We start from the raw sequence: 21,521 nt of genomic DNA, 5'->3' as shown, positions 1-21,521 counted from the left end.
TCCTTCAATCCTCGACCACCCAGGTGTCCTTGGTTCCGCCGCCCTGGGATGAATTCACCACCAGAGAGCCTTCACGCAGGGCGACACGGGTCAAACCGCCGGGTACGACCCGGGTTTCACGACCGGACAATACGAACGGGCGCAGGTCGATGTGGCGCGGCGCAATGCCGTTTTCGACAAAAGTCGGACAGGTCGACAGCGACAGCGTCGGTTGCGCGATGTACGCGTGGGGCTTGGCCTTGATCCGCTCGCGGAACGCATCGATTTCCGCGGTCGTCGCCGCCGGCCCCACGAGCATTCCGTAACCGCCGGAACCCTGGGTTTCCTTGACCACCAGATCCGGAAGATTGGCCAGCACATGGGAAAGTTCAGACGGGTTGCGGCATTGCCAGGTCGGCACGTTCTTCAGGATCGGCTCTTCGTCGAGGTAGAAACGGATCATCTCGGTGACGAACGGGTACACCGATTTGTCGTCCGCCACGCCGGTGCCGATGGCATTGGCCAGCACTACATTGCCGGAGCGATACGATGACAGCAGCCCTGGTACGCCGAGCATCGAATCCGGGCGGAAGGCCAGCGGGTCGAGGAACGCGTCGTCGAGCCGGCGGTAGATCACGTCCACCGCTTTCGGGCCGTCGGTGGTGCGCATGAAGACCTTGTCGTCGCGCACGAACAGATCGGCGCCTTCGACCAGTTCCACGCCCATTTCCCGGGCCAGGAACGCATGCTCGAAAAACGCGCTGTTGAACCGGCCCGGCGTCAGCACCACGACGCTCGGGTCGTCGATCGGGCTTGAGCTTTTCAGGGTGTCGAGCAGCAGGTTCGGGTAATGGTCGATCGGGGCGATGCGCTGGGCCGCGAACAGTTCAGGGAACAGGCGCATCATCATCTTGCGGTCTTCGAGCATGTAGCTCACGCCGCTGGGCGTACGCAGGTTGTCCTCGAGTACGTAATAGGTGCCGTCGCCGTCGCGCACCAGATCGACGCCGGAGATGTGCGAATAGATATCGCGGTGCAGATCCAGCCCCTGCATCGCCAACTGATATTGCTCGTTGGCCAGCACCTGCTCGGCAGGAATGATCCCGGCCTTGATGATGCGCTGCTCGTGGTAAAGATCGGCGAGGAACATGTTCAACGCCTTGACCCGCTGAATACAGCCGCGCTCGACGATCCGCCATTCACTGGCCGGAATGCTGCGCGGAATGGTGTCGAAGGGAATCAGACGCTCTGTCCCCTGCTCGTCCCCGTAGAGCGTGAAGGTGATCCCGGCGCGATGGAACAGCAGATCGGCCTCGCGTCGCCGCTGGGCCAGCAGCTCGTCAGGTGTCTCGGCCAGCCAGCGGGCAAACTCCCGGTAATGCGGGCGGATCTGGCCGCCGGCATCGTACATCTCATCAAAATAGGTGCGGATCATGCCGTACTCCTTGTCACTCCGGACATACAGGCCTTCGCAAGGCCCGTGCCATCGGCATAAACGCTTTGATTTCAATCGGTTGGATATTCACGCCACACGCACCGCACCATTCCTGTGCGGCAAATGCCCCAACCTGATCGCCCCCGCTTCATTGCGACGCAGTCCCGTCGCCTATCACCAGCATAGTCAGAGTTGATTTCACTGCCCGGCGCCGGCTGCGGATAATCCGCGCATCCGCTGCAAAAACGTCGCTGACGAAGTACGCAGCCTCACTGATCCGGCTTGCCTCGGCAGCCCTCCCGACCGTAACCCTGACCGGTTCCCTCTCCTTCCGGTCTTCCCTTTCAGCCACCCCCTCAGGTGGCTTTTTTTTGCGCCGGATTCTTGTTTCAGGGTTTTGCCATGGAGCGTTCAGGAGACAGAAACGACAACGGCCGACCCGAAGGTCAGCCGTTGCTCGACGTGTTGCGAGAGTGATCAGTTCAAACGGTGCCGGTTGCGGATCTCCTGTTTCACGCCCCAGCCTTCGATAATACCGCCCAAGGGCTCGACCACCGCCGAAAAGCCCTGCTCGAAATCGCCAATGTCGTCGTAGGTTGCGTACATGACCTTGCTCAATTCCAGGGACCACGCGCCGTCGTCGCGCGCACTGACCTGGGCATTGATGGATTCACCGCGAAATTTGCCTGCCGCCCTGCGCGCCCGCTCCTCGTCCGGGAAAATGGCGTAGAACTCGATGGGATGGAATCGGGAAAAATCGAAACCGCCTTCTTTCATGCGGCGCAGTACGTTGCTGCTGATGTCTTCTTGATAGGCTGTGCTCATGAATCGTCCCCCTCGCATAGATGGATAGACTTTCCGTATTCCCGCCCCGGGCCTTTGGCCTAAGTACTTCGGCAACGTGGTTGCACGCGGGAAACAAGCATGTAGCTGACAAGACCAGACCTTAGCGATCCTTTCGCTGATCTCGCTTGCAGAGTAGCCCCAAGATAGAGCCGCTGCCAAGGCCTGGTACATGAAGAAAATGAAGATTCAGATTGGGGTGATGCTGCGGATTTCGATGCTGTTCTGGGTTTTCAGGCTTTTTACGCCGGCATCGGCGGTGCGCCCTTCCAGATCGTTCAGGTCAAGCTCGGCGGCGACCGGCAGCAATCGTTCCTTGATGAGGCGGGCTGCCCGTTCATGGCTGGGGCATTCCTCGCACTCGAAGACTTCGTCGATCGTTTCACCGTGATCGTCCACGAAAGTGACTTTCCACTTTGACATCGGAGCCTCCTCGAACAAACCCGCAAATGGGCTTACATCTATCTCGACTTTTGTCAGGATTGATCGTTCAAAAGGTTTACATCCGCCGAACATGAAAAAAAAGCTATCCATGTGGGAGCGGGCTTGCTCGCGAAAGCGAACGACCAGTCAACTCTACGTTGAATGATAAGACGCCTTCGCGAGCAAGCCCGCTCCCACAGGGGGTTTACAGTGCTTTTAGTCGTTGCTTGGCTTGTTTACCGCTTGCAGCACGTATTGCGGCAAGGCGAAGGCGCCGATGTGGATTTCCGGGTTGTAGTAACGGGTGACGATGCCGCTGCCGATGAAGCGTTGTTGCAGAACCTCACGGCTCAGCTTGCGGTAGGCCGGGTTGGTCGAGCCCCAGGCGAAGGTCATCGAACCGCCGATGTAGGTCGGCACGGCCGCCTGATAGAAGTGCCAGTCCGGGAACAGGCTACGCAGGCGGCCGGCGGTGGTTTTCACTTCTTCGATCTGCATGAACGGCGTGCCGTTCTGGGTCACGAGGATGCCGCCCTCGTTCAGGCAGCGGTGGCAGGCCTGGTAGAAGTTTTCCGAGAACAGCACTTCGCCCGGGCCGATCGGGTCGGTGGAGTCGGAAATGATCACGTCGAACTTTTCAGTGGTGGTCGCGACGAAACGCATGCCGTCGTCGATCACCAGGTTCAGGCGTGGGTCGTCGTACGCGCCTTTGGAGTGGTTCGGCAGGAATTCCTTGCACATATCGACCACGGTGCCGTCGATCTCGACCATGGTGATGTGCTCGACGCTGGCGTGCTTGGTCACTTCGCGCAGCATGCCGCCGTCGCCACCGCCGATGATCAGCACGCGTTTGGCGGTGCCGTGGGCGAGGATCGGCACGTGCGTGAGCATTTCGTGGTAGATGAACTCATCGGCTTCGGTGGTCTGAATCACGCCGTCCAGCGCCATCACCCGGCCCATGCGCGGGTTCTGGAAGATCACCAGGTGCTGGTGCTCGGTGCGCACTTCGTGCAGCAGTTTTTCCATGCGAAAACGCTGGCCGTAGCCTTCGTAGAGGGTTTCCAGGTATTCGCTGGTCTTGGTGACGGTCATGGTGAAGTGCTCCGATGAATGCGCGGGCGCCAATCGTCAGGTTCGATTGCCCGGGAAAGGCGCGCATTCTACGTTGCCGAAGATGACAGGTCGAACCTCAGTTCATCGGCCCCGCGCAATCCTTGGTGCGAACGGTCAGATCCGCACATTGCCCCGCGGCCCGGCAATCGCCCAGATGATCAGGCCCAGCACCGGCAGGAGGATGATCAACAGCACCCAGAGGATTTTCATCCCGGTCTCGGCGCCGCTCTTCAGCACGTTGATGATCGCCCAGATATCGAGGGCAAGAATGATCAGGCCGATCAGGCCGTTGAACGTGGAACCCATGGTGTCGCTCCAGAATAGTGGCATGCACTTTTAGGATAGACGGTCGCGCGCAGGGTTCCCTTTTATTGCGTTCAGACGTGCACGGCGACCTTCAGGGCTTCCAGCGACGGCGCAGCGGCGATGCCGACTTCGGCACACAGTTCCAGCACTCGCGGCACATCGTTGCCGTAGACCAGCACCACTTGCAGCTCGTCGTCGAGCAACTGGCTGAAGTTCATCAGCGTGTAGCCGCCGTTTTCCTTGTTCAGGCTGCTCATCTGCACCTGGATGCGGTTGAGCGCGGTCAGCGCTTCGGTCTTGGCCAGTTGCTTGGGCTTGAGGTTGAACTCGACGCCCGGGCCGAACGAAGCAACGATCTGCGCGAACAGATCAACGTAGGTGTCGGCCTGGAACAGCACGGTCTCCGGCAGGCTGCCGACCACCACCCACTCACCCAGCGGAATCGGGAAAGTGTCGTCGTAGTTGATGTCCGGGTTGGCGGTCAGAAAAGCGTCTGCATCGGCGTAGGCCTGTGCCGCTTCATCCGCGACTTTCAGAATCTCGTCTTCGCCCATGCAGCCGGAGCTGATTTTGCTGATGAGTTCGGCGAGTGCGGCTTTCATGGGGCGGATCCTGTGGCGAAGGGAATTTTGAGGGCGCGAAGGATAGCGCATTCTCGCCTTCGCCACAGAGCGGGTTCCGGCCAGCGGCTTCAGCCCAGCAGTTTTTCCAGCTGCGCGGTGGTGTCCACGGCGCCCATGGTCCGGGCGGCGTCCAGGGCGGTGACGCCATTGGCATCCGTGGCTTTCGGATCGGCGCCCTGGTCGATCAAGTAGTCGACGATTTCAACCCGGTTGAACATCGCCGCCATCATCAGCGCCGTGCGGCCGTCGAAAGAGGCACCTTCAATCTGCGCCCCGCCCTCGACCAGAGCCTTGACCACGGCCAGATCCCCCTTGAACGCCGCGCCGGCAATCGGGCTCTGGCCGTTGCCATTGCGTTGCTCCGGATCGGCCTTGTGCTTGAGCAGCACTTGCACCGCGTCCACATGGCCGTAGTAACTGGCGAGCATCAGCAAGGTGTCGCCCTTGCTGTTGGTCAGGTTCACCGGCAGACCGGCAGTAATCAGGCGATCCAGCATCACCGCATCGCCCTCGCGCGCCTTGTTGAATACCTGCTCGGTGAATTCGGCAGCTTCTTCGGGGGTCATCTGGCGGCTTTGGTCGGACATGGGGCAACTCCACTTTCGGTCAATCGGAAAGCCGATAGTTTCCCGAGCGCGGCGATAGCTGTCATCCCCTTTTTTCCAAGGCTGCCGATAGCCAATATCAATAGCGGTACTTGCCTGCCCGGATGTCGGCAAGGATTTCATCCGTGACCTGCACGTAGGTTTCGGTCCCTGGCAGCCAGGCATAAATCGGATCATCGCCCGTCAGGCCGGGATCGAAACCTTCGTTTTTCAAGCGCGTCTTCTGATATTTGAAGGTACCGGTGGTTTCCATCTTCACCTTGACCCGCAAGAACAACGGCACGGCATAGGCCGGCATGCGCTGGCGGGCGAAGGCCAGCAGTTCGGCGAAATCCAGGGTCGCCAGCGACTCGGCCGGGGTGATCGCCGCCATGCCGGCGCGGCCATTGGTGTTGGGGATTTCCACGCCATAGGCCACGGCTTCGGAAATGTGCGGATGCTGGAGCAGCAGGTTCTCGACCTCGGTGGTCGAGACGTTCTCGCCCTTCCAGCGGTAGGTATCACCGAGGCGGTCGACAAACTGCGCATGACCGAAACCGATGTTGCGCAGCAGGTCGCCGGTGTTGAAGAAGCGATCCCCCTTGGCAAACACGTCCTGCAGCACGACCTTGGCGGTTTTTTGCGGATCGGTGTAGCCGTCCAGCGGCGCCTTGTCGTCGATCCGGGCCAGCAACAGACCCCGCTCGCCCCGATCGACCTTGCGCATGAAGCCGTCGGCACCGCGAATCGGTTCACCGCTGTCCTGGTCATAGGCGACCAGCTCCCAGGCCATCAGCGAGAAACCGATGGTGTTGTCAAAATTGAGGATGTTGGTGAAGCCGATATTGCCGTCGCTGGCCGCGTACAGTTCACAGATGTGATCCACCGCAAACCGGGTCTTGAACTCGGCCCACGCACCGGGCCGCAAACCGTTGCCGATCATCTTGCGCACGTCATGGCGGCTGTCATCGCTGCTGACCGGCTGATCCACCAGATAGCGGCACAACTCACCGACGTAACCGATGGTGGTTGCGCGGTAGCGACGCACGTCGTTCCAGAACTGCCGGGCGCTGAACTTGCGGCGAATCGCGAAGCCCGACGCGCCATTGACCGCCGATCCCCAGCACACGCAAAGCCCGGTGGCGTGATACAGCGGCAAAGTGCAATAGACGATGTCGTCCGGGCGCATGTCGAGGGCGATCATGCCGAAGCTTGCCGAACTGCGCATCCAGCGTCCGTGCTTGAACACCCCGGCCTTGGGCAAGCCGGTGGTGCCGGAGGTGTAGATGTAGAAGCACGGGTCATCGAAGAAGATCTGCCGGCTGCTGGCCGGGTTGTCGACAGGTGCGTCGGCGCTGGCACTGATCAGATTGGTGTAACCCTGCGGGGCGATGCCCGGGTGACTGAAAGTGTCCTGATCCGCCACGAACCAGGTGCGGACCGGCGCAATCGTCACTTGCTCGCGCACCGCCGCGAAGGCTGGCAGCAATTCTTCCCCGACGACGATCGCCACCGGCGCCACCAGATTGATGCTGTGGATCAGCGTGTCGCGGGTCTGCGACGTGTTGAGCAGCGCGCTGACGGCGCCGACCTTGGCCAGCGCCAGAATCGTCACCAGCAGTTCCGGGCGGTTTTCGATGAACACCGCCACCACATCGCCTTTGCCGATGCCCTGCCCGATCAGGTAGTGGGCGATGCGGTTGGCCCACTGGTTGACCTGTGAATAACTCAGCACCACCTCGCCCGACAGCAGCGCGGGGCCATCGGGATTGCGCAGGGTCGCTTGTTCGAATGTCCAGCCCAGGCCACAGGTTTGGGTCGGATCCTTGACGTTGGCCACCTTCATGCCTTTCACCACCCGAGGAATGGCTTTGGCGATCATCGGCAGTTTGCGGAGCATCATGCCCCAGGTAATCGTGTCGCTAGGCGCGTGGCGCATGGCAGCTCCCGTTCGACCTTGGCGTGCAGGCCGGATTTTTATTGTCGGGCAATCGGGTGAGACAACCGGCGCTTCTCGAGCGAGGGTCGAGGCCGAAAATACGTCAGGGCTTCTCGGGCTGTACACGCGGTTTTTGCAATGTTTTGTATCCGCCAACGCTACGAGGCGAAACGTGATTGCTGCCGGAGGGAATGGTTCCATCGGATCGACCATGATCCCGCAAAATGCAGGATGCACGATGGCCATTCATGCAGATTGCACGACACCCGAAATTAACGAGATTTATAACTTATTGATTTATATGGATTTTTAAAATCGAAAATACTGGCACAATCGCTGCAACTCCCTCCGCATGCTTGCCATTCAAGTGCATACGGAGCTGAAAGACATGAACCTGATCCAAGAAAAATTTACTTCCCTGTTCTCCAACTTCGCCGTCACTACTCAGCCACGTCCCGATGGCGGAATCCTGCTGACACTGAAGAGTGCCGACGGCAAAGTATTCAAGCGTGCGTTGACCTATCAGCAATTGCACACCGGCGATCAACTGTCGTGGGCGATCAGCGCGATTCGTCGTGATCTGGCGGAACAAGCCAGCGAGCTGCCGCAGATCGGCATGCTGCAAAGTCAGCAGCGTTTTGCCCTGCCGACCTATCACTCGATGTAATCCGGGCACCGCATAAACAAACAGGCGGTGGAGCTTTCGCTTCACGGCCTGTTTTTTTTGCCCGTCGATTGTGTGAGCTCAGAACGCTTCCGGCTCAATCCCGGTAAAGCTGTCGACGGTCACATGCCCTGCCAGCTCCCCGCCCTCACGGGCCAGGCCGCAGGTTTGCAGACCGGCGGCCTGGGCGGCGTCGAGTTCCTGAACGATGTCGGACAGGAACAGGATCTCCTGTGGCTCGACCCCGATGGCTTGCTGGATATTGCTGTACGACTGCGCTTCGCGCTTGGGCCCCGACGTGGTGTCGAAGTAGCCGCTGAACAACGGTGTCAGATCCCCTGCTTCCGAGCAGCCGAAAATCAGCTTCTGCGCCTGGATCGAACCGGACGAATACACGAACAGTTGATACCCGGCCTGATGCCAGCGCTGTAGCGCTTCGACAGCGTCCGGGTAAACATGGCCCTTCAACTGCCCGGCCTGATAACCCTGCTCCCAGACCATGCCTTGCAACGCCTTCAGTGGCGTGGCCTTGCGATCCTCGGCAATCCAGGCCAGCAGAATGTCCACGACCCGTTCAACATCGGCCTGCGGTTCGTTGCTGTCACGGCGCACAGCGTCCAGTTGCCCGGCAACGTCTGCACGTGCGGCGTTCTGGCGAACGAAGTCCGGCAGGTGTCTGGCGGCATACGGAAACAGCACGTCGAACACAAAACTCACCGCGCTGGTGGTGCCTTCGATATCGGTGAGGATGACCTTGATCGACATCGCCTCAGTCCTCCAGACGCGGGAAGCGGCCGGCGATGTCTTCGCCGGTGAAGTTGGCAACCCAGCCTTCAGGGTTGTTGAACAGCCGGATCGCCACGAAATGCGGGTTCTCGCCCATGTCGAACCAGTGTTTGGTGCCCGCGGGTACCGAAATCAGGTCGTTCTTCTCGCACAGCACGGCGTAGACGTAATCGTCAATGTGCAGGGTGAACAGGCCACGACCGGCGACGAAGAAACGCACTTCATCTTCGCCATGGCGATGTTCTTCGAGGAACTTGGCGCGCAACTCGGCCTTTTGCGGGTGATCGCTGTTGAGGCTGACCACATCGACTGTGATGTAACCGCGTTCGGTCATCAGCTTGTCGATCTGCTCTTTATAAGCACCGATCACTTCTTCCTGGCTGGCGCCGGGCTGGATCTTCGCGGCGGCTTGCCAACGGTCGAAGCGCACGCCCTGCTCGGCCAGGGTCGAGGCGATGTCTTCGAAATGGGTCAGCACCTTGTTCGGAATCTCGGGGCTGGAAACGTGATAGACGGACAGGCTGCTCATGGGGCATTCCTCGGTATCGGCCTTGCCGTCCGGTTCTTTCAGACCGGTCGGGCAGTGCATTCATCAGGCAAATGGGCTGGTTCTGGTGAAGTCAGCCTTGGCGGTTCATGACGCTGCGGGTCTTCAACTCGCATTCAAACAGAAATTCAAAGGCCTCGATCTGGCGCAACGCGTCGCTCATCTGCGCGCCCCAGGTGTAGAGACCGTGGCCGCGTATCAGATAACCCACGCAATCGGGATGGGCGTCGAGCCAAGGCTGCACCTTGGCGGCGAGGCGAGCAATGTCCTGATCGTTGTCGAAGATCGGCACTCGCACCCGGGATTCGTGGGTCGAGATGCCGCTGAAGGCTTTCTGCAGTTCGTAGTCTTCGAACTCGATGAAGTCTTCGGGCGTCAGGCGCGACAGCACCGTGGCGTTTACCGAGTGGGTGTGCAGCACGGCACCGATCTCCGGGCGCCAGCTATACAGCTGGGTGTGCAGCAGGGTTTCGGCGGACGGTTTTTTGCCCGGTTCCAGACTGTTGCCGCAAAGATCGGTGGCCAGTACATCGTCCGGCCCCAACTGACCCTTGTGCTTGCCGGACACGGTCAACAGCGCTTCGCTCGGCGACAGGCGCGTCGAATAGTTGCTGCTGGTGGCCGGCGACCAGCCGCGACCATAAAGAAAACGCCCGGCATCGACGATTTGCTGGGCAAGCTGTTCACGGGTAAGGCTCATGGCCTGTCCTCTTGCATTCGAATGGCAATGATAACGGCAGCGGCGAGCGCTGCGAGACTGGCAATACTAAAGGTCAATGTCGCACCGAGGGCATTCCAGCTGTAGCCGGAATACAACGCGCCGAGCGCGCCGCCAGTGCCGGCCAGTGCGGCATACAACGCCTGGCCCTGCCCTTGCTGGCGCGCGCCGAAGCTACGTTGCACGAACGCGATGGCAGCGGCATGAAAGCTGCCGAACGTCGCGGCGTGCAGCACCTGGGCGAACAGCAGCACCCAGAGGAATTCGGCGAATGAACCTAGCAGCAACCAGCGCAGCGCCGCCAGCAGAAAACTTGCCATCAGCACCCGGCGAAGGGAAAAACGCGCAAGGATCCGGCTCATCGCCATGAACATCAGCACTTCCGCCACCACGCCAACGGCCCAGAGCATGCCGATCACGCCACGGCTGTAACCCAATCGCTCGAGGTGCAAGGTCAGAAAGGTGTAATACGGCCCGTGACTCATCTGCATCAGCGCCACGCAAGCGTAGAACGCCAGCACCCCGGGACTGCGCAACTGCTTGAGAAAACCCTCGCCCGTCGGCCGGTTGCCCTGAGGCGGCTGCGCATTCGGCACCCACAGACTGCTGAGCACGATGCCGGCCATGATCAGCACCAGCGCCGCCGGGTAAATGTCGAGGCTGAGCCATTCGAACAATCGCCCCAGCGCCACCACGGTGATGATAAAACCGATGGAACCCCACAGCCGAATCTGGCTGTAGCGGGAAGTCTGACCTTGCAGATGCGCCAGGGTGATGACTTCAAATTGCGGCAACACCGCGTGCCAGAAGAACGCATGCAACGCCATGACCATCGCCAGCCAGGCGTAAGTCTTGCTGACGAAAATCAGCGAGAAAGTCAGCAGCGTACACACCGCGCCGAAGCGCACGATGGCCAGTCGTCTGCCGCTGTAGTCGCCGAGCCAGCCCCAGATGTTCGGCGCCACGCAGCGCATCAGCATGGGGATCGCCACCAGCTCGCCGATGCGTGCGGCGCTGAATCCGAGGTGATCGAAGTACAACGCCAGAAACGGCGCCGTCGAGCCGAGCAAGGCGAAATAGAACAGATAGAAACTGGACAGCCGCCAGTACGGGAGCGCCGCCACGGTCAGACCGCGGCGGCTTCGAGATCACCCATCAAAGTTGACCCAGCACCGGGGTGCTGACGCGCACGTCGGCGTTCTGGCCACGGTGACGCAGCAGGTGATCCATCAGCACGATGGCCATCATCGCCTCGGCAATCGGCGTGGCGCGGATGCCGACGCATGGGTCGTGACGGCCCTTGGTAATGACATCGACCGGGTTGCCGTCGATGTCGATCGAACGGCCCGGGGTGGTGATGCTCGAGGTAGGCTTCAACGCCAGGTGCGCGACGATCGGCTGACCCGAAGAGATTCCGCCGAGAATGCCGCCGGCGTTGTTGCTGAGGAAACCTTCCGGGGTCAGTTCGTCACGGTGCTCGGTGCCGCGCTGGGCGACGCAGGCAAAACCGGCGCCGATCTCCACGCCTTTGACCGCGTTGATGCTCATCAGCGCATGGGCCAGTTCGGCATCGAGACGGTCGAAGATCGGCTCGCCCAGGCCCGGCATCACGCCTTCGGCAACCACGGTGATCTTCGCCCCGACGGAGTCTTGATCGCGGCGCAACTGATCCATATAAGCTTCCAGCTCCGGCACCTTGTCCGGGTCCGGGCTGAAGAAGGCATTCTGCTCGACCGACTCCCAGGTCTTGAACGGGATTTCGATCGGGCCGAGCTGGCTCATGTAGCCGCGAATGACGATGCCCTGGGTCGCCAGGTATTTCTTGGCAATCGCGCCGGCGGCCACGCGCATGGCGGTTTCCCGCGCCGAGCTGCGACCGCCGCCGCGGTAATCGCGCTCGCCGTATTTATGGTGGTAGGTGTAGTCGGCATGGGCCGGACGAAACAGATCCTTGATCGCCGAGTAGTCCTTTGACTTCTGGTCGGTGTTGCGGATCAGCAGGCCGATGGAGCAGCCGGTGGTGCGGCCCTCGAACACGCCGGACAGGATTTCGACTTCGTCCGCTTCCTGGCGCTGGGTGGTGTGGCGGCTGGTCCCCGGCTTGCGGCGATCGAGGTCGCGTTGCAGATCCTCAAGGGAAATCTCCAGGCCCGGCGGGCAGCCGTCGACAATGGCGACCAACGCCGGACCATGGCTTTCGCCCGCGGTGGTGACAGTGAACAACTTGCCGTAGGTATTGCCGGACATGCAGGACGCTCCGTGAAATCAAACCCAAATTCATGATGCGCGCCAGTATACGCAGGCTAACCGAGTAGTTCATCCTCGAACCTTGGCGGTGTTGGTGAGTCCAACCGGCACCTTTGCAAATGATGGCGTGATGATGCTGCGAGTTTTGATCTTGAGCCTTACCCTGTTTACTGGCTTTGTCCAGGCGACCGTCCTGCAACGTCCGGTGACTCTGGACACCGGCAGCGGAGAACTTTTCGGCTCCCTGTTGCTGCCAAAGTCTGACAATCCGGTGCCGGTTGTCCTCATTATTTCTGGCTCGGGTCCTACGGATCGTGACGGAAACAACCCCGACGGCGGGCGCAACGACAGCCTCAAACGGCTGGCCTGGGTGCTGGCCAAGCACAATATCGCCAGCGTACGTTTCGACAAGCGCGGGGTGGCCGCGAGCCTGGCCGCGACGCCGGATGAGCGCAATCTGTCGGTGGACGCCTATGTGGCGGACGCCGTGGCCTGGGGCCAGAAGCTCAAGGCTGACCCGCGTTTCGGCCCGTTGATCTTGCTCGGCCACAGCGAGGGAGCACTGATCGCCAGCCTGGCCGCACCGAAAGTCGACGCCGCCGCGGTCATTTCACTGTCCGGCACCGCCCGACCGATCGATCAGGTGTTGCGCCGGCAACTGGCCCGCAGCCTGCCACCATCTTTGATGCAGCGCAGTAATGAACTGCTCGACAGCCTCAAGGCCGGTCACACCGACGACAATGTCCCGCCGCCGTTGCAGGCGATTTTCCGCCCGAGCGTGCAACCGTATCTGATTTCGCTGTTCCGACAGGATCCGTCCGCCGCCTTCGCTCAACTGAAAATGCCGGCCTTGATTGTCCAGGGCAGCAACGACATTCAGGTTCAGGTCGATGACGCCAACCTGCTCAAGGCGGCAAAACCCGATGCGACGCTGGCGTTGATCGAGGGCATGAACCACGTGATGCGCATCGTGCCCAACGACGTGAAGCGGCAAATGGCCTCCTACAAGGATCCGAATTTGCCGCTGGCGGCGGAACTGGGCACCCGGATCCTCGAATTTATTGACGGACTTCGCACCCGTTAAGCGCTTTTCGCCCTCCAGTCTTGATGAAAACGGCCGATAAGCCTTTGTCGCCAGCGTACTGGCTGGCGGCAAGCAGCTTGGACAGGATCTCGCCGTTATGACCGATACCCAGACTTCACCCGACACCACCGCTGAAAAAGACGCACCGCCAGCGGTCGAGCTGCCCTGGGCGGATGTCCACGTCGAGCACCACAAGATGCTCCGCCTGGCGCCGTTGCAGACCGACCGCAACACCGGCGGGCGGCCGTTACGCTTTGTTGAATTCGGTTACGCCGAGCGCAACAGCAAAGAACACAGCCTGATGCGCATGTCGATCAAACTGCCAGCGCAGCGTGTACGCAAGGAACAGAACCAGCTCGACGTGTGGGTCGACCACAAGACCAAACGCGTGCATTTCGGCCCGGACAGCGGTTTGCAGATAGAACCGCTGAACCGTGGCATCGGCCGTTTCATGGCCGCCCAGGGCATCAACTGGGCGAAAAAGCGCTGGCCCACCTATACCGTCGACGGCATGGACTTGAACAACAAGGACGCGCTGAACGAAGACACTCGCCTGCGCCGCGATCACTTTCTGCGCGTGCATGGCTTTGACGTGGTTTACGCCGACGCCCAGCATTTGAAGGGCAGCGTCAAGGAAGTCAAGGTCGGTGACCTGCTGGGCGACTGGAACAGCGAAAAGCTACAGATCGTCGAAATTCTTGAAGCTGCGCAGATGTTGCAACAGGCCGAGCAGAATCTGGCCGAGCAGGAAGTGAAGCTGAAGAAGCAGGAAGACAAGGTCAGCAAGTTCAAGCGCGAAGACGCCGGGCTGCGCTTCACCATTACTTGTCTGGTGGCGTTTGCGGTGTTTCAGGCCGGGTTGCTGATCTGGATTGCAACGCACCGCTGAGCCAATGACCGTTCCCACCGAGGTGGGAACGATCGGTTCAGGTCAGACGCGGGAAGCGAACAGTGCCTGATGATCGCGGCACTGTTCGGCGGTCAGCATGAACACGCCATGCCCGCCGCGCTGAAATTCCAGCCAGGCGAAATCGACTTCCGGGTACAGTGCTTCGACGTGTACCTGGCTGTTGCCCACCTCGACGATCAGCAAACCCTTCTCGGTGAGATGATCCGCCGCTTCGGCGAGCATCCGGCGCACCAGATTCAAACCATCATCGCCGCAGGCCAGGCCCAGCTCCGGCTCGTGCTGGTATTCGTCCGGCATGTCGGCGAAATCTTCCGCATCGACGTAGGGCGGGTTAGACACGATCAGGTCGAAACGTTGACCCGGCAGACCATCGAAACCATCGCCCTGCACGGTGAACACCCGCTCATCGACGCCATGGCGCTCGATGTTCTGGTTCGCCACTTCCAGCGCTTCGAACGACAGGTCCGCCAGTACCACTTCGGCGTTCTGGAACTCGTAAGCGCAGGCGATGCCGATGCAGCCGGAGCCGGTGCACAGGTCGAGAATTCGCGCCGGCTCGTCGCCGATCCATGGGGCAAAACGGTTTTCGATCAGCTCGCCAATCGGTGAACGCGGGATCAGCACGCGCTCGTCGACAATGAACGACATGCCGCAGAACCAGGCCTCGCCCAGCAGGTAGGCGGTCGGAATGCGCTCTTCGATGCGACGCTTGAGCAGGCGTTGCAGGTTGACCAGTTCATCGTCTTCCAGTGCGCAGTCCAGATAGCTGTCAGCGATTTCCCAAGGCAGATGCAAGGCACCGAGCACAAGTTGCCGGGCTTCGTCCCAGGCATTGTCGGTGCCATGGCCGAAAAACAGATCCTCCCCATGGAAGCGGCTGACGGCCCAACGGATGTGGTCGCGCAGGGTACGAAGTCGGGAAGTGATCACGGGGCAGAACTCCAGAAAAAACGACTGGGGATTCTACCAGCCAAAACGCGCCACGACGACGCAGGAAAAACTCCGGGGCGACGGTAGGACTCTTCCGATTTTCCCCTCGGCTATTGAACAGATCGTGTAACTTGACAAGGCTGCAGGCCAGCAACGACGGCGCCTACGACAGTAGCGATTCACAGAACCGCTCAGCCAGAGGACAATGTCGCAAAAGCCCCACCCCAAGGAGCCCCAGAATGTCCGTTCCAAAAACGATGTTTCAACTCAGCGGTCGCGGTTACGCAGCGGCCACGTTGAGCCATGCCACCGTGGTCATCATCGATGCCCAGAAAGAGTACCTCAGCGGCCCGCTGGCCCTGAGCGGCATGGACGCGGCTGTCGCGAACATCAAACAACTGGTTGCCGCCGCCCGCGCAGCCGGCCGGCCGATCGTGCACGTGCGCCACCTCGGCACCGTCGGCGGTCTGTTCGACCCGCAAGGCGAACGCGGCGAATTCATCCCCGGTCTGGAACCCCAGGGCGATGAAACCATCATCGGCAAACTGCTGCCGAGCGCTTTCCACGGCACCGAACTCTACGATCGCCTGCAAACCATCGGCTCGCTGGATCTGATCGTCTGCGGTTTCATGAGCCACTCCAGTGTCAGCACCACCGTGCGTGCCGCGAAGAACCTGGGTTTCCGTTGCACGCTGGTCGAAGACGCCTGCGCCACCCGTGACCTGCCGTTCAAGGGCCGCGTACTCAGTGCCGCACAGGTGCAGGAAGCGGAAATGGCGATCATGGCCGACAACTTCGCCACCCTCGCGCTGACCAATGACCTGATCTGATCGACCGCCAATGAGCGGCTCTGCCCGCCGCTCATCCGCAAAAGCCTCGCATTTGCTTCAATTACCCTAGCCTCAGGAACAACCCGGTCAACTCCCGGTCGAAGGGCCGATACCCATTGAGGAAGGTCGGAATGAAGTTATCCGATGGATTTGACGCACGCCGCTTGCGGCCCAAAGGCCAAAGCAACTGGCGTTTTCGATTCGGCGCAGCGATCGCCGCCATTCTGGCGACGTTCGGCGTGCTGTTGGCGATGGCCGGGGTTGCCAGCCTGATCGGCCACCCGCCGGCACTCGGCGACTTGAATGCGACGCCGATGGGTTCGGCGATCATACTGGCCGTCGGCCTGTTGTTCCTGTATTTCGGCGTGGCCCTGTGGCGTCGTTGCCGGCGTCGCGCCCGGCAATCCCGGGAATTGAACATGTCCCCGCACCTGATGAAAAAACACGACTGAATCGACGGCCTGGCTTTTTGCCGGGCCGTTTTGTGTCTGTTTGGGTAAACTGGCCGCCCTTCGCGGAGGCTGATTATGCAAGACGACGATTTTTCCCTGTTCAAAAGTGCGATCCAAGGCGTCAAGCCGATCAAGCACGACCGCGCCGACACCGGCAAACCCAAGGCTGACCGCGACCGGATCGCCAAGCTGCGCCAGTCCGCCACCGTGCGCACCGAAACCACTACCGTTGATGGTCTGTCCGATCAGTTCGTGATCGACGTCGGTCCCGAAGACGAACTGATGTGGGCCCGCGACGGCGTGCAGGAAAGCCAGATGCGCAAGCTCAAGATCGGGCAGATCCCGTTCGAAGGCAGCCTCGACCTGCACGGCATGAGCGTCGAAAAGGCCCGGGAAACCCTCTGGGCGTTTCTTGCCGAAGCGACCAGATTCGAAATCCGCTGCGTGCGCGTCACCCACGGCAAGGCTGTGCGACTCGACGGCAAGCGGCCAATGATCAAGAGCCACGTCAACACCTGGCTGCGCCAGCATGCGCAAGTGCTCGGTTTCTGCTCGTGCCAGGCGAAACACGGCGGGGCCGGCGCGGTCTACGTGATGCTCAAACGCACCATGATGGAAGGCCGCGACGAATAATCCCGTCACACCGAACTTGCAGGGGCGTGTCCGCCACCGTACCCTTGCCCTTTGCGAAAATCCCCACAGGTAGTTTCATGTCCCTGGAACAGAATTACACCGCGATTCTCGGCCAACTGGGCGAGGACGTCTCCCGCGAGGGCCTGCTCGACACGCCAAAGCGTGCCGCCAAAGCCATGCAGTACCTCTGCCGCGGTTATGAACAGACGCTCGAAGAGGTCACCAACGGTGCCCTGTTCAGCTCCGACAACAGCGAAATGGTGCTGGTCAAGGACATCGAGCTCTACTCGTTGTGCGAACACCACCTGCTGCCGTTCATCGGCAAGGCCCACGTCGCGTATATCCCGAGCGGCAAGGTGCTGGGCCTGTCGAAGGTCGCGCGGATCGTCGACATGTACGCCCGCCGCCTGCAGATCCAGGAAAACCTTAGCCGCCAGATCGCCGATGCCGTCCAGCAGGTCACCGGCGCGCTGGGCGTGGCCGTGGTGATCGAGGCCAAGCACATGTGCATGATGATGCGCGGTGTGGAGAAACAGAATTCGTCGATGATCACCTCGGTGATGCTCGGTGAGTTCCGCGAAAACGCGGCGACCCGCAGCGAGTTTCTCAGTCTGATCAAGTAATTTGCGACACAAAAAAACCGGCGTTGATCGCCGGTTTTTTTTCGTCCGTGAAAAATCGGGTAAGCTGCGCGCCTTCTTCAATGTCCCTGTGAGGCTTGTAACGTGTTCGTCAAAGCGCTTCGTGTCGGCCTCGGCCAACTGATCATCTTCGTTGACTTCCTGACCCGCCCGGGCAAGAAACAGCGCCCCGCCGCTGCCCAGGCCCAGGTCGACGCTGCCGCAAAAGACCTGACCCTGTATCAGTTCCACGCCTGCCCGTTCTGCGTGAAGACCCGCCGCAGCCTGCGCCGCCTGAATGTGCCGGTGGCGCTGAAGGATGCGAAAAACAACGAGCAGGATCGCCAGACCCTGCTGGAACAGGGCGGCAAGATCAAGGTGCCGTGCCTGCGCATCGAAGAGAACGGCCAGACCACCTGGATGTATGAGTCCAACACCATCATCGAATACCTGAACAAGCGGTTCGCCGCAGTCTGAACCCAAAAAAAACCGGCCTGATGGCCGGTTTTTTCATGCCGCCTGCGCGGCCTGGGCCTGGCGCACCACCGCCGCCAGACGCTTGAGCCCTTCGTCCAGTCGTGCCGGATCGATGTGACTGAAGTTCAGGCGCAGATGACCGGGATTGCGATCCGGCTCGGGAAAGAACGGTTCGCCCGGCATGAACGCCACATCGTTGGCCAGTGCAGTGTTCAGCAGCGTGCGGGTGTCCAGCGGCTGTTTCAGGGTCAGCCAGAAAAACAGCCCGCCCTGCGGCGTGTTCCAGTCCGCCAGATCGGCGAAATGGATTTCCAGCGCCGCTTGAAAGGCATCTCTGCGCTGACGGTAAAAGCCGCGCAGTTCGCTCAAGTGTTGCTGATATTTCTCGCTGCCGATCCACTGCAATGCCTGCCACTGACCAATGCGGTTGGTGTGCAGATCCGCCGACTGCTTGAGTTTGAGCAGATGCGGAAACAGATCCGGGCTGGCGATCAGGTAGCCGACGCGCAGACCCGGCAGCAGGGTTTTCGATACGGTGCCGGTGTAGATCCAGCTGGATTTCTTCAGACGTCCGGCAATCGGTTGGGCGCTGCCGCCGTCGAAGGTCAGTTCGCGGTAAGGCTCGTCTTCGATCAGGGTCACGCCGAACTCGTCGAGCAATGCCGCAACAGCTTCGCGCCTGGCTTCGCTGTAGCGCACGGCGGACGGGTTCTGGAAGGTCGGGATCAGGTAGATGAACGCTGGGCGGTGCTGCTCCAGACGCTGACGCAATTGCGCAAGGTTCGGACCGTCAGCCTCCAGCGGCACGGTCAGGCAATCGGCGCCGAACAGCTGGAAGATCTGCAGGGCCGCCAGATAGGTTGGCGCTTCGAGCAGGATTTCTGTGCCCTTGTCGATGTACAACTTGGCCGCCAGATCGAGAGTTTGCTGGGAACCACTGACCACCAGCACCTGACTCGCCTCACATGGCAAACCCAGCGCCCTCGCCTCTGCCGCCAGGGCTTCGCGCAACGCAGGTTCTCCTTCGCTCATGCCGTATTGGCCCAGAGACAGCGGCATGTCGGTCCAGTCGACCTTCGGCAACATCGCTTCAGCCGGCAAACCGCCGGCGAAGGACATCACTTCCGGGCGCTGGGCCGCTGCAAGGATTTCACGGATCAGAGAACTTTTGAGACGCGAGACACGTTCGGAAAAAGCCATGGAAGTCACCGCTAGCAAGGCATGAGAAAAATGAGTCAAACTTGTTGACTGAAATTACGACAATCTCACTGGAAGCGTCAACATGCTTGACCTTAAAAACTGCAGCAGCCAACAGCAAGCCATGGAAGCGTTCTTCTTCGGCTATCAGGCGTTCACTGCCAAGGCCGACGAAATGCTCGAGCGTCGTGGCCTGTCCCGAGTGCATCAGCGCATCGTGTTTTTTATCGCCCGCTATCCCAATCTGAGCGTCAAGGAGTTGCTCGCGCTGCTCGGCGTGAGCAAACAGGCGCTGAACATGCCGTTGCGGCAATTGCAGGAAATGCACCTGGTGGACAGCGTGGCGTCCGAGACTGACAAGCGTAAGCGTCTGCTGGAACTGACTATCGAAGGTGCGAAGTTTGAACAGGCGCTGCGTCGCGAGCAGGTGAAATTACTTGAGCGGGTGTTTGCCGAGGCCGGCGAAACCGCGGTGAATGGCTGGCTGGCGGTGAATATGGCGCTGGGAAAAAACCAGACAACTCTCGACTGAATGTCCTGCCCTCTTCGCTGGCAAGCCAGCGAAGAGAGCCCCCTGCAAGCGATATATCCCTATCGGCAAAACTTTCGTCAACAAAACCAAAAACATTATTTGCTTTATTTGTATACAAAAGCATAATCCACTGCGTGCGAGTTCCTGACTGCATGGTCAACAAATTCGCGTATGCCTCAAAGGGCCGCTGCCACCCCCTCATAGGGTCCGGCTCTGGAAATAACAATAAAACTCTTGAGGAGTACTCGCTGTGGAAAGCCGCAAATCCGAAGCATCGACGCTGGAACTCTCGCCGCCGTTACGCAATGGGCTGCTTGAGCGCCTCTTTAAACTCAGCTTGCATGGCACCACGGTGAAGACCGAGCTGATCGCCGGTCTGACAACCTTCATCACCATGGCCTACATCATTTTCGTCAACCCGAACATCATGGCCGATGCCGGGATCGATCACGGTGCAGCCTTCGTCGCCACCTGTATCGCCGCCGCGCTGGGTTGCCTGCTGATGGGTCTCTACGCCAACTGGCCGGTAGGCCTGGCGCCGGGCATGGGCCTCAACGCGTTCTTCACCTACACCGTGGTCGGCACCATGGGCTACAACTGGGAAACCGCCCTCGGTGCGGTGTTCGTTTCAGGCGTGCTGTTCATGATCCTGACCTTTTCGCGGATTCGCGAATGGCTGCTTAACAGCATCCCGGTCAGCCTGCGCTATGCGATGGGTGCCGGTGTGGGTCTGTTCCTCGGGCTGATCGGCCTGAAAACCGCCGGCATCGTCGTCGATAGCCCGGCCACCCTGATCAAACTCGGCTCGCTGCGTGAACCCGGCCCGCTGCTCGCCGCCATCTGCTTCCTGATGATCGCGATCCTCAGCTACCACAGGGTATTCGGCGCAATCCTCATCAGCATTATTACCGTGACCCTGGCCGGCTGGGGCCTGGGCATCGTGCACTACTCAGGCATCATGTCGACTCCGCCAAGCCTGGCGCCGACCTTCATGGCCATGAACGTTGCCGGCGTGTTCAACGTCAGCATGATCAGCGTGGTGCTCGCTTTCCTCTTTGTGCACATGTTCGACACCGCCGGCACCCTGATGGGCGTCGCCCAGCGTGCCAATCTGGTGGGGGCTGACGGCCGCATCGAAAACCTCTCTCGCGCCATGAAAGCAGACTCCGCCTCCAGCGTATTTGGTGCGGTCGTCGGTGTACCGCCGGTCACCAGCTACGTGGAAAGTGCCGCGGGTGTAGCCGCTGGTGGTCGGACTGGTCTTACCGCAGTGACCGTCGGTGTGCTATTTATAGCCGCGATGTTCTTTGCACCGCTGGCAGGCATGATTCCCGCCTATGCCACCGCTGGCGCGCTGATCTATGTAGCGATGCTGATGATGGGCGGCATGGCGCACATCGAATGGGACGAAGCGACCGACAGCATTCCGGCCATCGTTACCGCGATCATGATGCCACTGACCTTCTCGGTCGCCGACGGCATCGCACTGGGTTTCATTACCTATGTCGCGCTGAAGGCCGGCACCGGTAAATACAAAGAGATTTCCGTCAGTCTGTGGGTGCTCTGCGCGATCTTCATCGCCAAGTTCATCTTCCTGTAAGCGATACGCGGTTCACGCTTCAAAACAGCCTCACCCTGCCGGGTGGGGC

26 protein-coding genes are annotated in these 21,521 nt (G+C 60.4%); 11 read left to right on the top strand and 15 right to left on the bottom strand.

From position 1 onward, the window contains the following. Window positions 1-4: 4 nt before the first annotated feature. From ACSPX5_RS03840 to ACSPX5_RS03805, 8 genes are all read right to left on the bottom strand, one after another. Window positions 5-1,414 (bottom strand): circularly permuted type 2 ATP-grasp protein, encoded by a 1,410-nt coding sequence (locus ACSPX5_RS03840; RefSeq protein WP_039769936.1) that lies wholly within the window; start codon window positions 1,412-1,414, stop codon window positions 5-7. A 477-nt stretch (window positions 1,415-1,891) separates the two neighbouring features. Continuing rightward, entirely contained in the window at window positions 1,892-2,239 is a 348-nt protein-coding gene (locus ACSPX5_RS03835; protein ID WP_169429533.1) for a ribonuclease E inhibitor RraB, read from the bottom strand. Window positions 2,240-2,446: 207 nt separating this feature from the next. Next, window positions 2,447-2,680 (bottom strand): hypothetical protein, encoded by a 234-nt coding sequence (locus ACSPX5_RS03830; protein WP_007959980.1) that lies wholly within the window; start codon window positions 2,678-2,680, stop codon window positions 2,447-2,449. 216 nt (window positions 2,681-2,896) lie between these two features. Further along, a complete protein-coding gene (speE, locus tag ACSPX5_RS03825) occupies window positions 2,897-3,772 on the bottom strand; it encodes a polyamine aminopropyltransferase (protein ID WP_007959983.1) in 876 nt (291 codons plus the stop codon). A 135-nt stretch (window positions 3,773-3,907) separates the two neighbouring features. Further along, window positions 3,908-4,099 carry a PLDc N-terminal domain-containing protein gene (locus tag ACSPX5_RS03820; RefSeq protein ID WP_003223221.1) on the bottom strand — a complete coding sequence of 64 codons (192 nt, stop codon included), beginning with the start codon at window positions 4,097-4,099 and terminating at the stop codon, window positions 3,908-3,910. Window positions 4,100-4,170: 71 nt separating this feature from the next. Then, window positions 4,171-4,701, bottom strand: a complete 531-nt coding sequence (locus ACSPX5_RS03815; protein ID WP_011333215.1) for a hypothetical protein — start codon at window positions 4,699-4,701, stop codon at window positions 4,171-4,173. Window positions 4,702-4,790: 89 nt separating this feature from the next. Beyond that, complete coding sequence (locus ACSPX5_RS03810; RefSeq protein ID WP_169429532.1) at window positions 4,791-5,309, bottom strand: ankyrin repeat domain-containing protein; 519 nt, start codon at window positions 5,307-5,309, stop codon at window positions 4,791-4,793. Between the two features lie 97 nt (window positions 5,310-5,406). Further along, the gene (locus ACSPX5_RS03805; protein WP_169429531.1) at window positions 5,407-7,245 is read right to left on the bottom strand and encodes a long-chain-acyl-CoA synthetase; all 1,839 of its coding nucleotides are present in this window, start codon (window positions 7,243-7,245) and stop codon (window positions 5,407-5,409) included. Between ACSPX5_RS03805 and ACSPX5_RS03800 the strand changes: the two genes are divergently transcribed. Both ACSPX5_RS03800 and ACSPX5_RS03795 read left to right on the top strand, forming a co-directional pair. Then, window positions 7,244-7,558, top strand: coding sequence for a hypothetical protein (locus tag ACSPX5_RS03800; RefSeq protein WP_169429530.1), 315 nt, complete (start codon window positions 7,244-7,246; stop codon window positions 7,556-7,558). The two genes, ACSPX5_RS03805 and ACSPX5_RS03800, sit on opposite strands and share 2 nt — an antisense overlap. Window positions 7,559-7,633: 75 nt before the next feature. Then, on the top strand, window positions 7,634-7,912 hold the full coding sequence (locus tag ACSPX5_RS03795; protein WP_039769924.1) for a DUF3509 domain-containing protein: 279 nt from the start codon (window positions 7,634-7,636) through the stop codon (window positions 7,910-7,912). A 78-nt stretch (window positions 7,913-7,990) separates the two neighbouring features. Here ACSPX5_RS03795 and mtnC read toward each other — a convergent pair whose 3' ends face one another. The 5 genes from mtnC to aroC form a co-directional block, all read right to left on the bottom strand. Continuing rightward, window positions 7,991-8,674, bottom strand: a complete 684-nt coding sequence (gene mtnC, locus ACSPX5_RS03790; protein WP_439820969.1) for an acireductone synthase — start codon at window positions 8,672-8,674, stop codon at window positions 7,991-7,993. 4 nt (window positions 8,675-8,678) lie between these two features. Further along, window positions 8,679-9,224 (bottom strand): 1,2-dihydroxy-3-keto-5-methylthiopentene dioxygenase, encoded by a 546-nt coding sequence (locus ACSPX5_RS03785; protein ID WP_085710649.1) that lies wholly within the window; start codon window positions 9,222-9,224, stop codon window positions 8,679-8,681. A gap of 91 nt (window positions 9,225-9,315) precedes the next feature. Continuing rightward, window positions 9,316-9,942: a methylthioribulose 1-phosphate dehydratase gene (locus ACSPX5_RS03780; RefSeq protein ID WP_169429527.1), complete on the bottom strand. Its 627-nt coding sequence runs from the start codon at window positions 9,940-9,942 to the stop codon at window positions 9,316-9,318. Further along, window positions 9,939-11,084 (bottom strand): MFS transporter, encoded by a 1,146-nt coding sequence (locus tag ACSPX5_RS03775; RefSeq protein WP_169429526.1) that lies wholly within the window; start codon window positions 11,082-11,084, stop codon window positions 9,939-9,941. Before ACSPX5_RS03775 ends, ACSPX5_RS03780 begins: the two co-directional genes overlap by 4 nt. Window positions 11,085-11,115: 31 nt before the next feature. After that, on the bottom strand, window positions 11,116-12,207 hold the full coding sequence (gene aroC, locus ACSPX5_RS03770; RefSeq protein ID WP_439820968.1) for a chorismate synthase: 1,092 nt from the start codon (window positions 12,205-12,207) through the stop codon (window positions 11,116-11,118). A 130-nt stretch (window positions 12,208-12,337) separates the two neighbouring features. Between aroC and ACSPX5_RS03765 the strand changes: the two genes are divergently transcribed. Together ACSPX5_RS03765 and ACSPX5_RS03760 are read left to right on the top strand one after the other, a co-directional pair. Further along, window positions 12,338-13,291 (top strand): alpha/beta hydrolase, encoded by a 954-nt coding sequence (locus tag ACSPX5_RS03765; RefSeq protein ID WP_169429524.1) that lies wholly within the window; start codon window positions 12,338-12,340, stop codon window positions 13,289-13,291. Between the two features lie 97 nt (window positions 13,292-13,388). Continuing rightward, window positions 13,389-14,180: a hypothetical protein gene (locus ACSPX5_RS03760; protein ID WP_439820967.1), complete on the top strand. Its 792-nt coding sequence runs from the start codon at window positions 13,389-13,391 to the stop codon at window positions 14,178-14,180. A gap of 42 nt (window positions 14,181-14,222) precedes the next feature. Here ACSPX5_RS03760 and prmB read toward each other — a convergent pair whose 3' ends face one another. Further along, window positions 14,223-15,131, bottom strand: a complete 909-nt coding sequence (gene prmB / locus ACSPX5_RS03755; RefSeq protein WP_085710643.1) for a 50S ribosomal protein L3 N(5)-glutamine methyltransferase — start codon at window positions 15,129-15,131, stop codon at window positions 14,223-14,225. 239 nt (window positions 15,132-15,370) lie between these two features. Between prmB and ACSPX5_RS03750 the strand changes: the two genes are divergently transcribed. From ACSPX5_RS03750 to ACSPX5_RS03730, 5 genes are all read left to right on the top strand, one after another. Next, window positions 15,371-15,961 carry a cysteine hydrolase family protein gene (locus ACSPX5_RS03750; protein ID WP_169429523.1) on the top strand — a complete coding sequence of 197 codons (591 nt, stop codon included), beginning with the start codon at window positions 15,371-15,373 and terminating at the stop codon, window positions 15,959-15,961. A gap of 131 nt (window positions 15,962-16,092) precedes the next feature. Then, window positions 16,093-16,413 (top strand): hypothetical protein, encoded by a 321-nt coding sequence (locus ACSPX5_RS03745; RefSeq protein WP_169429522.1) that lies wholly within the window; start codon window positions 16,093-16,095, stop codon window positions 16,411-16,413. Window positions 16,414-16,488: 75 nt separating this feature from the next. Further along, complete coding sequence (locus tag ACSPX5_RS03740) at window positions 16,489-17,046, top strand: Smr/MutS family protein (RefSeq protein ID WP_439820966.1); 558 nt, start codon at window positions 16,489-16,491, stop codon at window positions 17,044-17,046. 77 nt (window positions 17,047-17,123) lie between these two features. Further along, window positions 17,124-17,669, top strand: coding sequence for a GTP cyclohydrolase I FolE (folE, locus tag ACSPX5_RS03735; protein ID WP_003204506.1), 546 nt, complete (start codon window positions 17,124-17,126; stop codon window positions 17,667-17,669). A gap of 102 nt (window positions 17,670-17,771) precedes the next feature. After that, entirely contained in the window at window positions 17,772-18,143 is a 372-nt protein-coding gene (locus ACSPX5_RS03730; protein ID WP_007960011.1) for a glutathione S-transferase N-terminal domain-containing protein, read from the top strand. Window positions 18,144-18,176: 33 nt separating this feature from the next. On the opposite strand, the gene ACSPX5_RS03725 is transcribed toward ACSPX5_RS03730, so the two are convergent. Further along, window positions 18,177-19,343 (bottom strand): PLP-dependent aminotransferase family protein, encoded by a 1,167-nt coding sequence (locus ACSPX5_RS03725; protein ID WP_439820965.1) that lies wholly within the window; start codon window positions 19,341-19,343, stop codon window positions 18,177-18,179. A gap of 82 nt (window positions 19,344-19,425) precedes the next feature. On the opposite strand from ACSPX5_RS03725, the gene ACSPX5_RS03720 reads away from it, so the two are divergent. Both ACSPX5_RS03720 and ACSPX5_RS03715 read left to right on the top strand, forming a co-directional pair. Beyond that, the gene (locus ACSPX5_RS03720) at window positions 19,426-19,872 is read left to right on the top strand and encodes a MarR family winged helix-turn-helix transcriptional regulator (RefSeq protein WP_169429519.1); all 447 of its coding nucleotides are present in this window, start codon (window positions 19,426-19,428) and stop codon (window positions 19,870-19,872) included. A gap of 250 nt (window positions 19,873-20,122) precedes the next feature. Then, on the top strand, window positions 20,123-21,472 hold the full coding sequence (locus ACSPX5_RS03715; RefSeq protein WP_439820964.1) for an NCS2 family permease: 1,350 nt from the start codon (window positions 20,123-20,125) through the stop codon (window positions 21,470-21,472). Window positions 21,473-21,521 lie beyond the last annotated feature (49 nt).

The sequence above is a fragment of the Pseudomonas sp. HLG18 genome (assembly GCF_051903985.1).
Lineage (GTDB): Bacteria > Pseudomonadota > Gammaproteobacteria > Pseudomonadales > Pseudomonadaceae > Aquipseudomonas > Aquipseudomonas fluorescens_BT.
This window is presented reverse-complemented; position numbering and strand designations above follow the sequence as displayed.

Bases quoted from the DNA above. Each gene is read 5' to 3' on its own strand.
- ACSPX5_RS03840 (WP_039769936.1), bottom strand. From the start codon at position 1,414: ATGATCCGCACCTATTTTGATGAGATGTACGATGCCGGCGGCCAGATC.
- ACSPX5_RS03835 (WP_169429533.1), bottom strand. From the start codon at position 2,239: ATGAGCACAGCCTATCAAGAAGACATCAGCAGCAACGTACTGCGCCGC.
- ACSPX5_RS03830 (WP_007959980.1), bottom strand. From the start codon at position 2,680: ATGTCAAAGTGGAAAGTCACTTTCGTGGACGATCACGGTGAAACGATC.
- speE (WP_007959983.1), bottom strand. From the start codon at position 3,772: ATGACCGTCACCAAGACCAGCGAATACCTGGAAACCCTCTACGAAGGC.
- ACSPX5_RS03820 (WP_003223221.1), bottom strand. From the start codon at position 4,099: ATGGGTTCCACGTTCAACGGCCTGATCGGCCTGATCATTCTTGCCCTC.
- ACSPX5_RS03815 (WP_011333215.1), bottom strand. From the start codon at position 4,701: ATGAAAGCCGCACTCGCCGAACTCATCAGCAAAATCAGCTCCGGCTGC.
- ACSPX5_RS03810 (WP_169429532.1), bottom strand. From the start codon at position 5,309: ATGTCCGACCAAAGCCGCCAGATGACCCCCGAAGAAGCTGCCGAATTC.
- ACSPX5_RS03800 (WP_169429530.1), top strand. From the start codon at position 7,244: ATGGCAGCTCCCGTTCGACCTTGGCGTGCAGGCCGGATTTTTATTGTC.
- ACSPX5_RS03805 (WP_169429531.1), bottom strand. From the start codon at position 7,245: ATGCGCCACGCGCCTAGCGACACGATTACCTGGGGCATGATGCTCCGC.
- ACSPX5_RS03795 (WP_039769924.1), top strand. From the start codon at position 7,634: ATGAACCTGATCCAAGAAAAATTTACTTCCCTGTTCTCCAACTTCGCC.
- mtnC (WP_439820969.1), bottom strand. From the start codon at position 8,674: ATGTCGATCAAGGTCATCCTCACCGATATCGAAGGCACCACCAGCGCG.
- ACSPX5_RS03785 (WP_085710649.1), bottom strand. From the start codon at position 9,224: ATGAGCAGCCTGTCCGTCTATCACGTTTCCAGCCCCGAGATTCCGAAC.
- ACSPX5_RS03780 (WP_169429527.1), bottom strand. From the start codon at position 9,942: ATGAGCCTTACCCGTGAACAGCTTGCCCAGCAAATCGTCGATGCCGGG.
- aroC (WP_439820968.1), bottom strand. From the start codon at position 12,207: ATGTCCGGCAATACCTACGGCAAGTTGTTCACTGTCACCACCGCGGGC.
- ACSPX5_RS03765 (WP_169429524.1), top strand. From the start codon at position 12,338: ATGATGCTGCGAGTTTTGATCTTGAGCCTTACCCTGTTTACTGGCTTT.
- ACSPX5_RS03760 (WP_439820967.1), top strand. From the start codon at position 13,389: ATGACCGATACCCAGACTTCACCCGACACCACCGCTGAAAAAGACGCA.
- ACSPX5_RS03750 (WP_169429523.1), top strand. From the start codon at position 15,371: ATGTCCGTTCCAAAAACGATGTTTCAACTCAGCGGTCGCGGTTACGCA.
- ACSPX5_RS03745 (WP_169429522.1), top strand. From the start codon at position 16,093: ATGAAGTTATCCGATGGATTTGACGCACGCCGCTTGCGGCCCAAAGGC.
- ACSPX5_RS03740 (WP_439820966.1), top strand. From the start codon at position 16,489: ATGCAAGACGACGATTTTTCCCTGTTCAAAAGTGCGATCCAAGGCGTC.
- folE (WP_003204506.1), top strand. From the start codon at position 17,124: ATGTCCCTGGAACAGAATTACACCGCGATTCTCGGCCAACTGGGCGAG.
- ACSPX5_RS03725 (WP_439820965.1), bottom strand. From the start codon at position 19,343: ATGGCTTTTTCCGAACGTGTCTCGCGTCTCAAAAGTTCTCTGATCCGT.
- ACSPX5_RS03720 (WP_169429519.1), top strand. From the start codon at position 19,426: ATGCTTGACCTTAAAAACTGCAGCAGCCAACAGCAAGCCATGGAAGCG.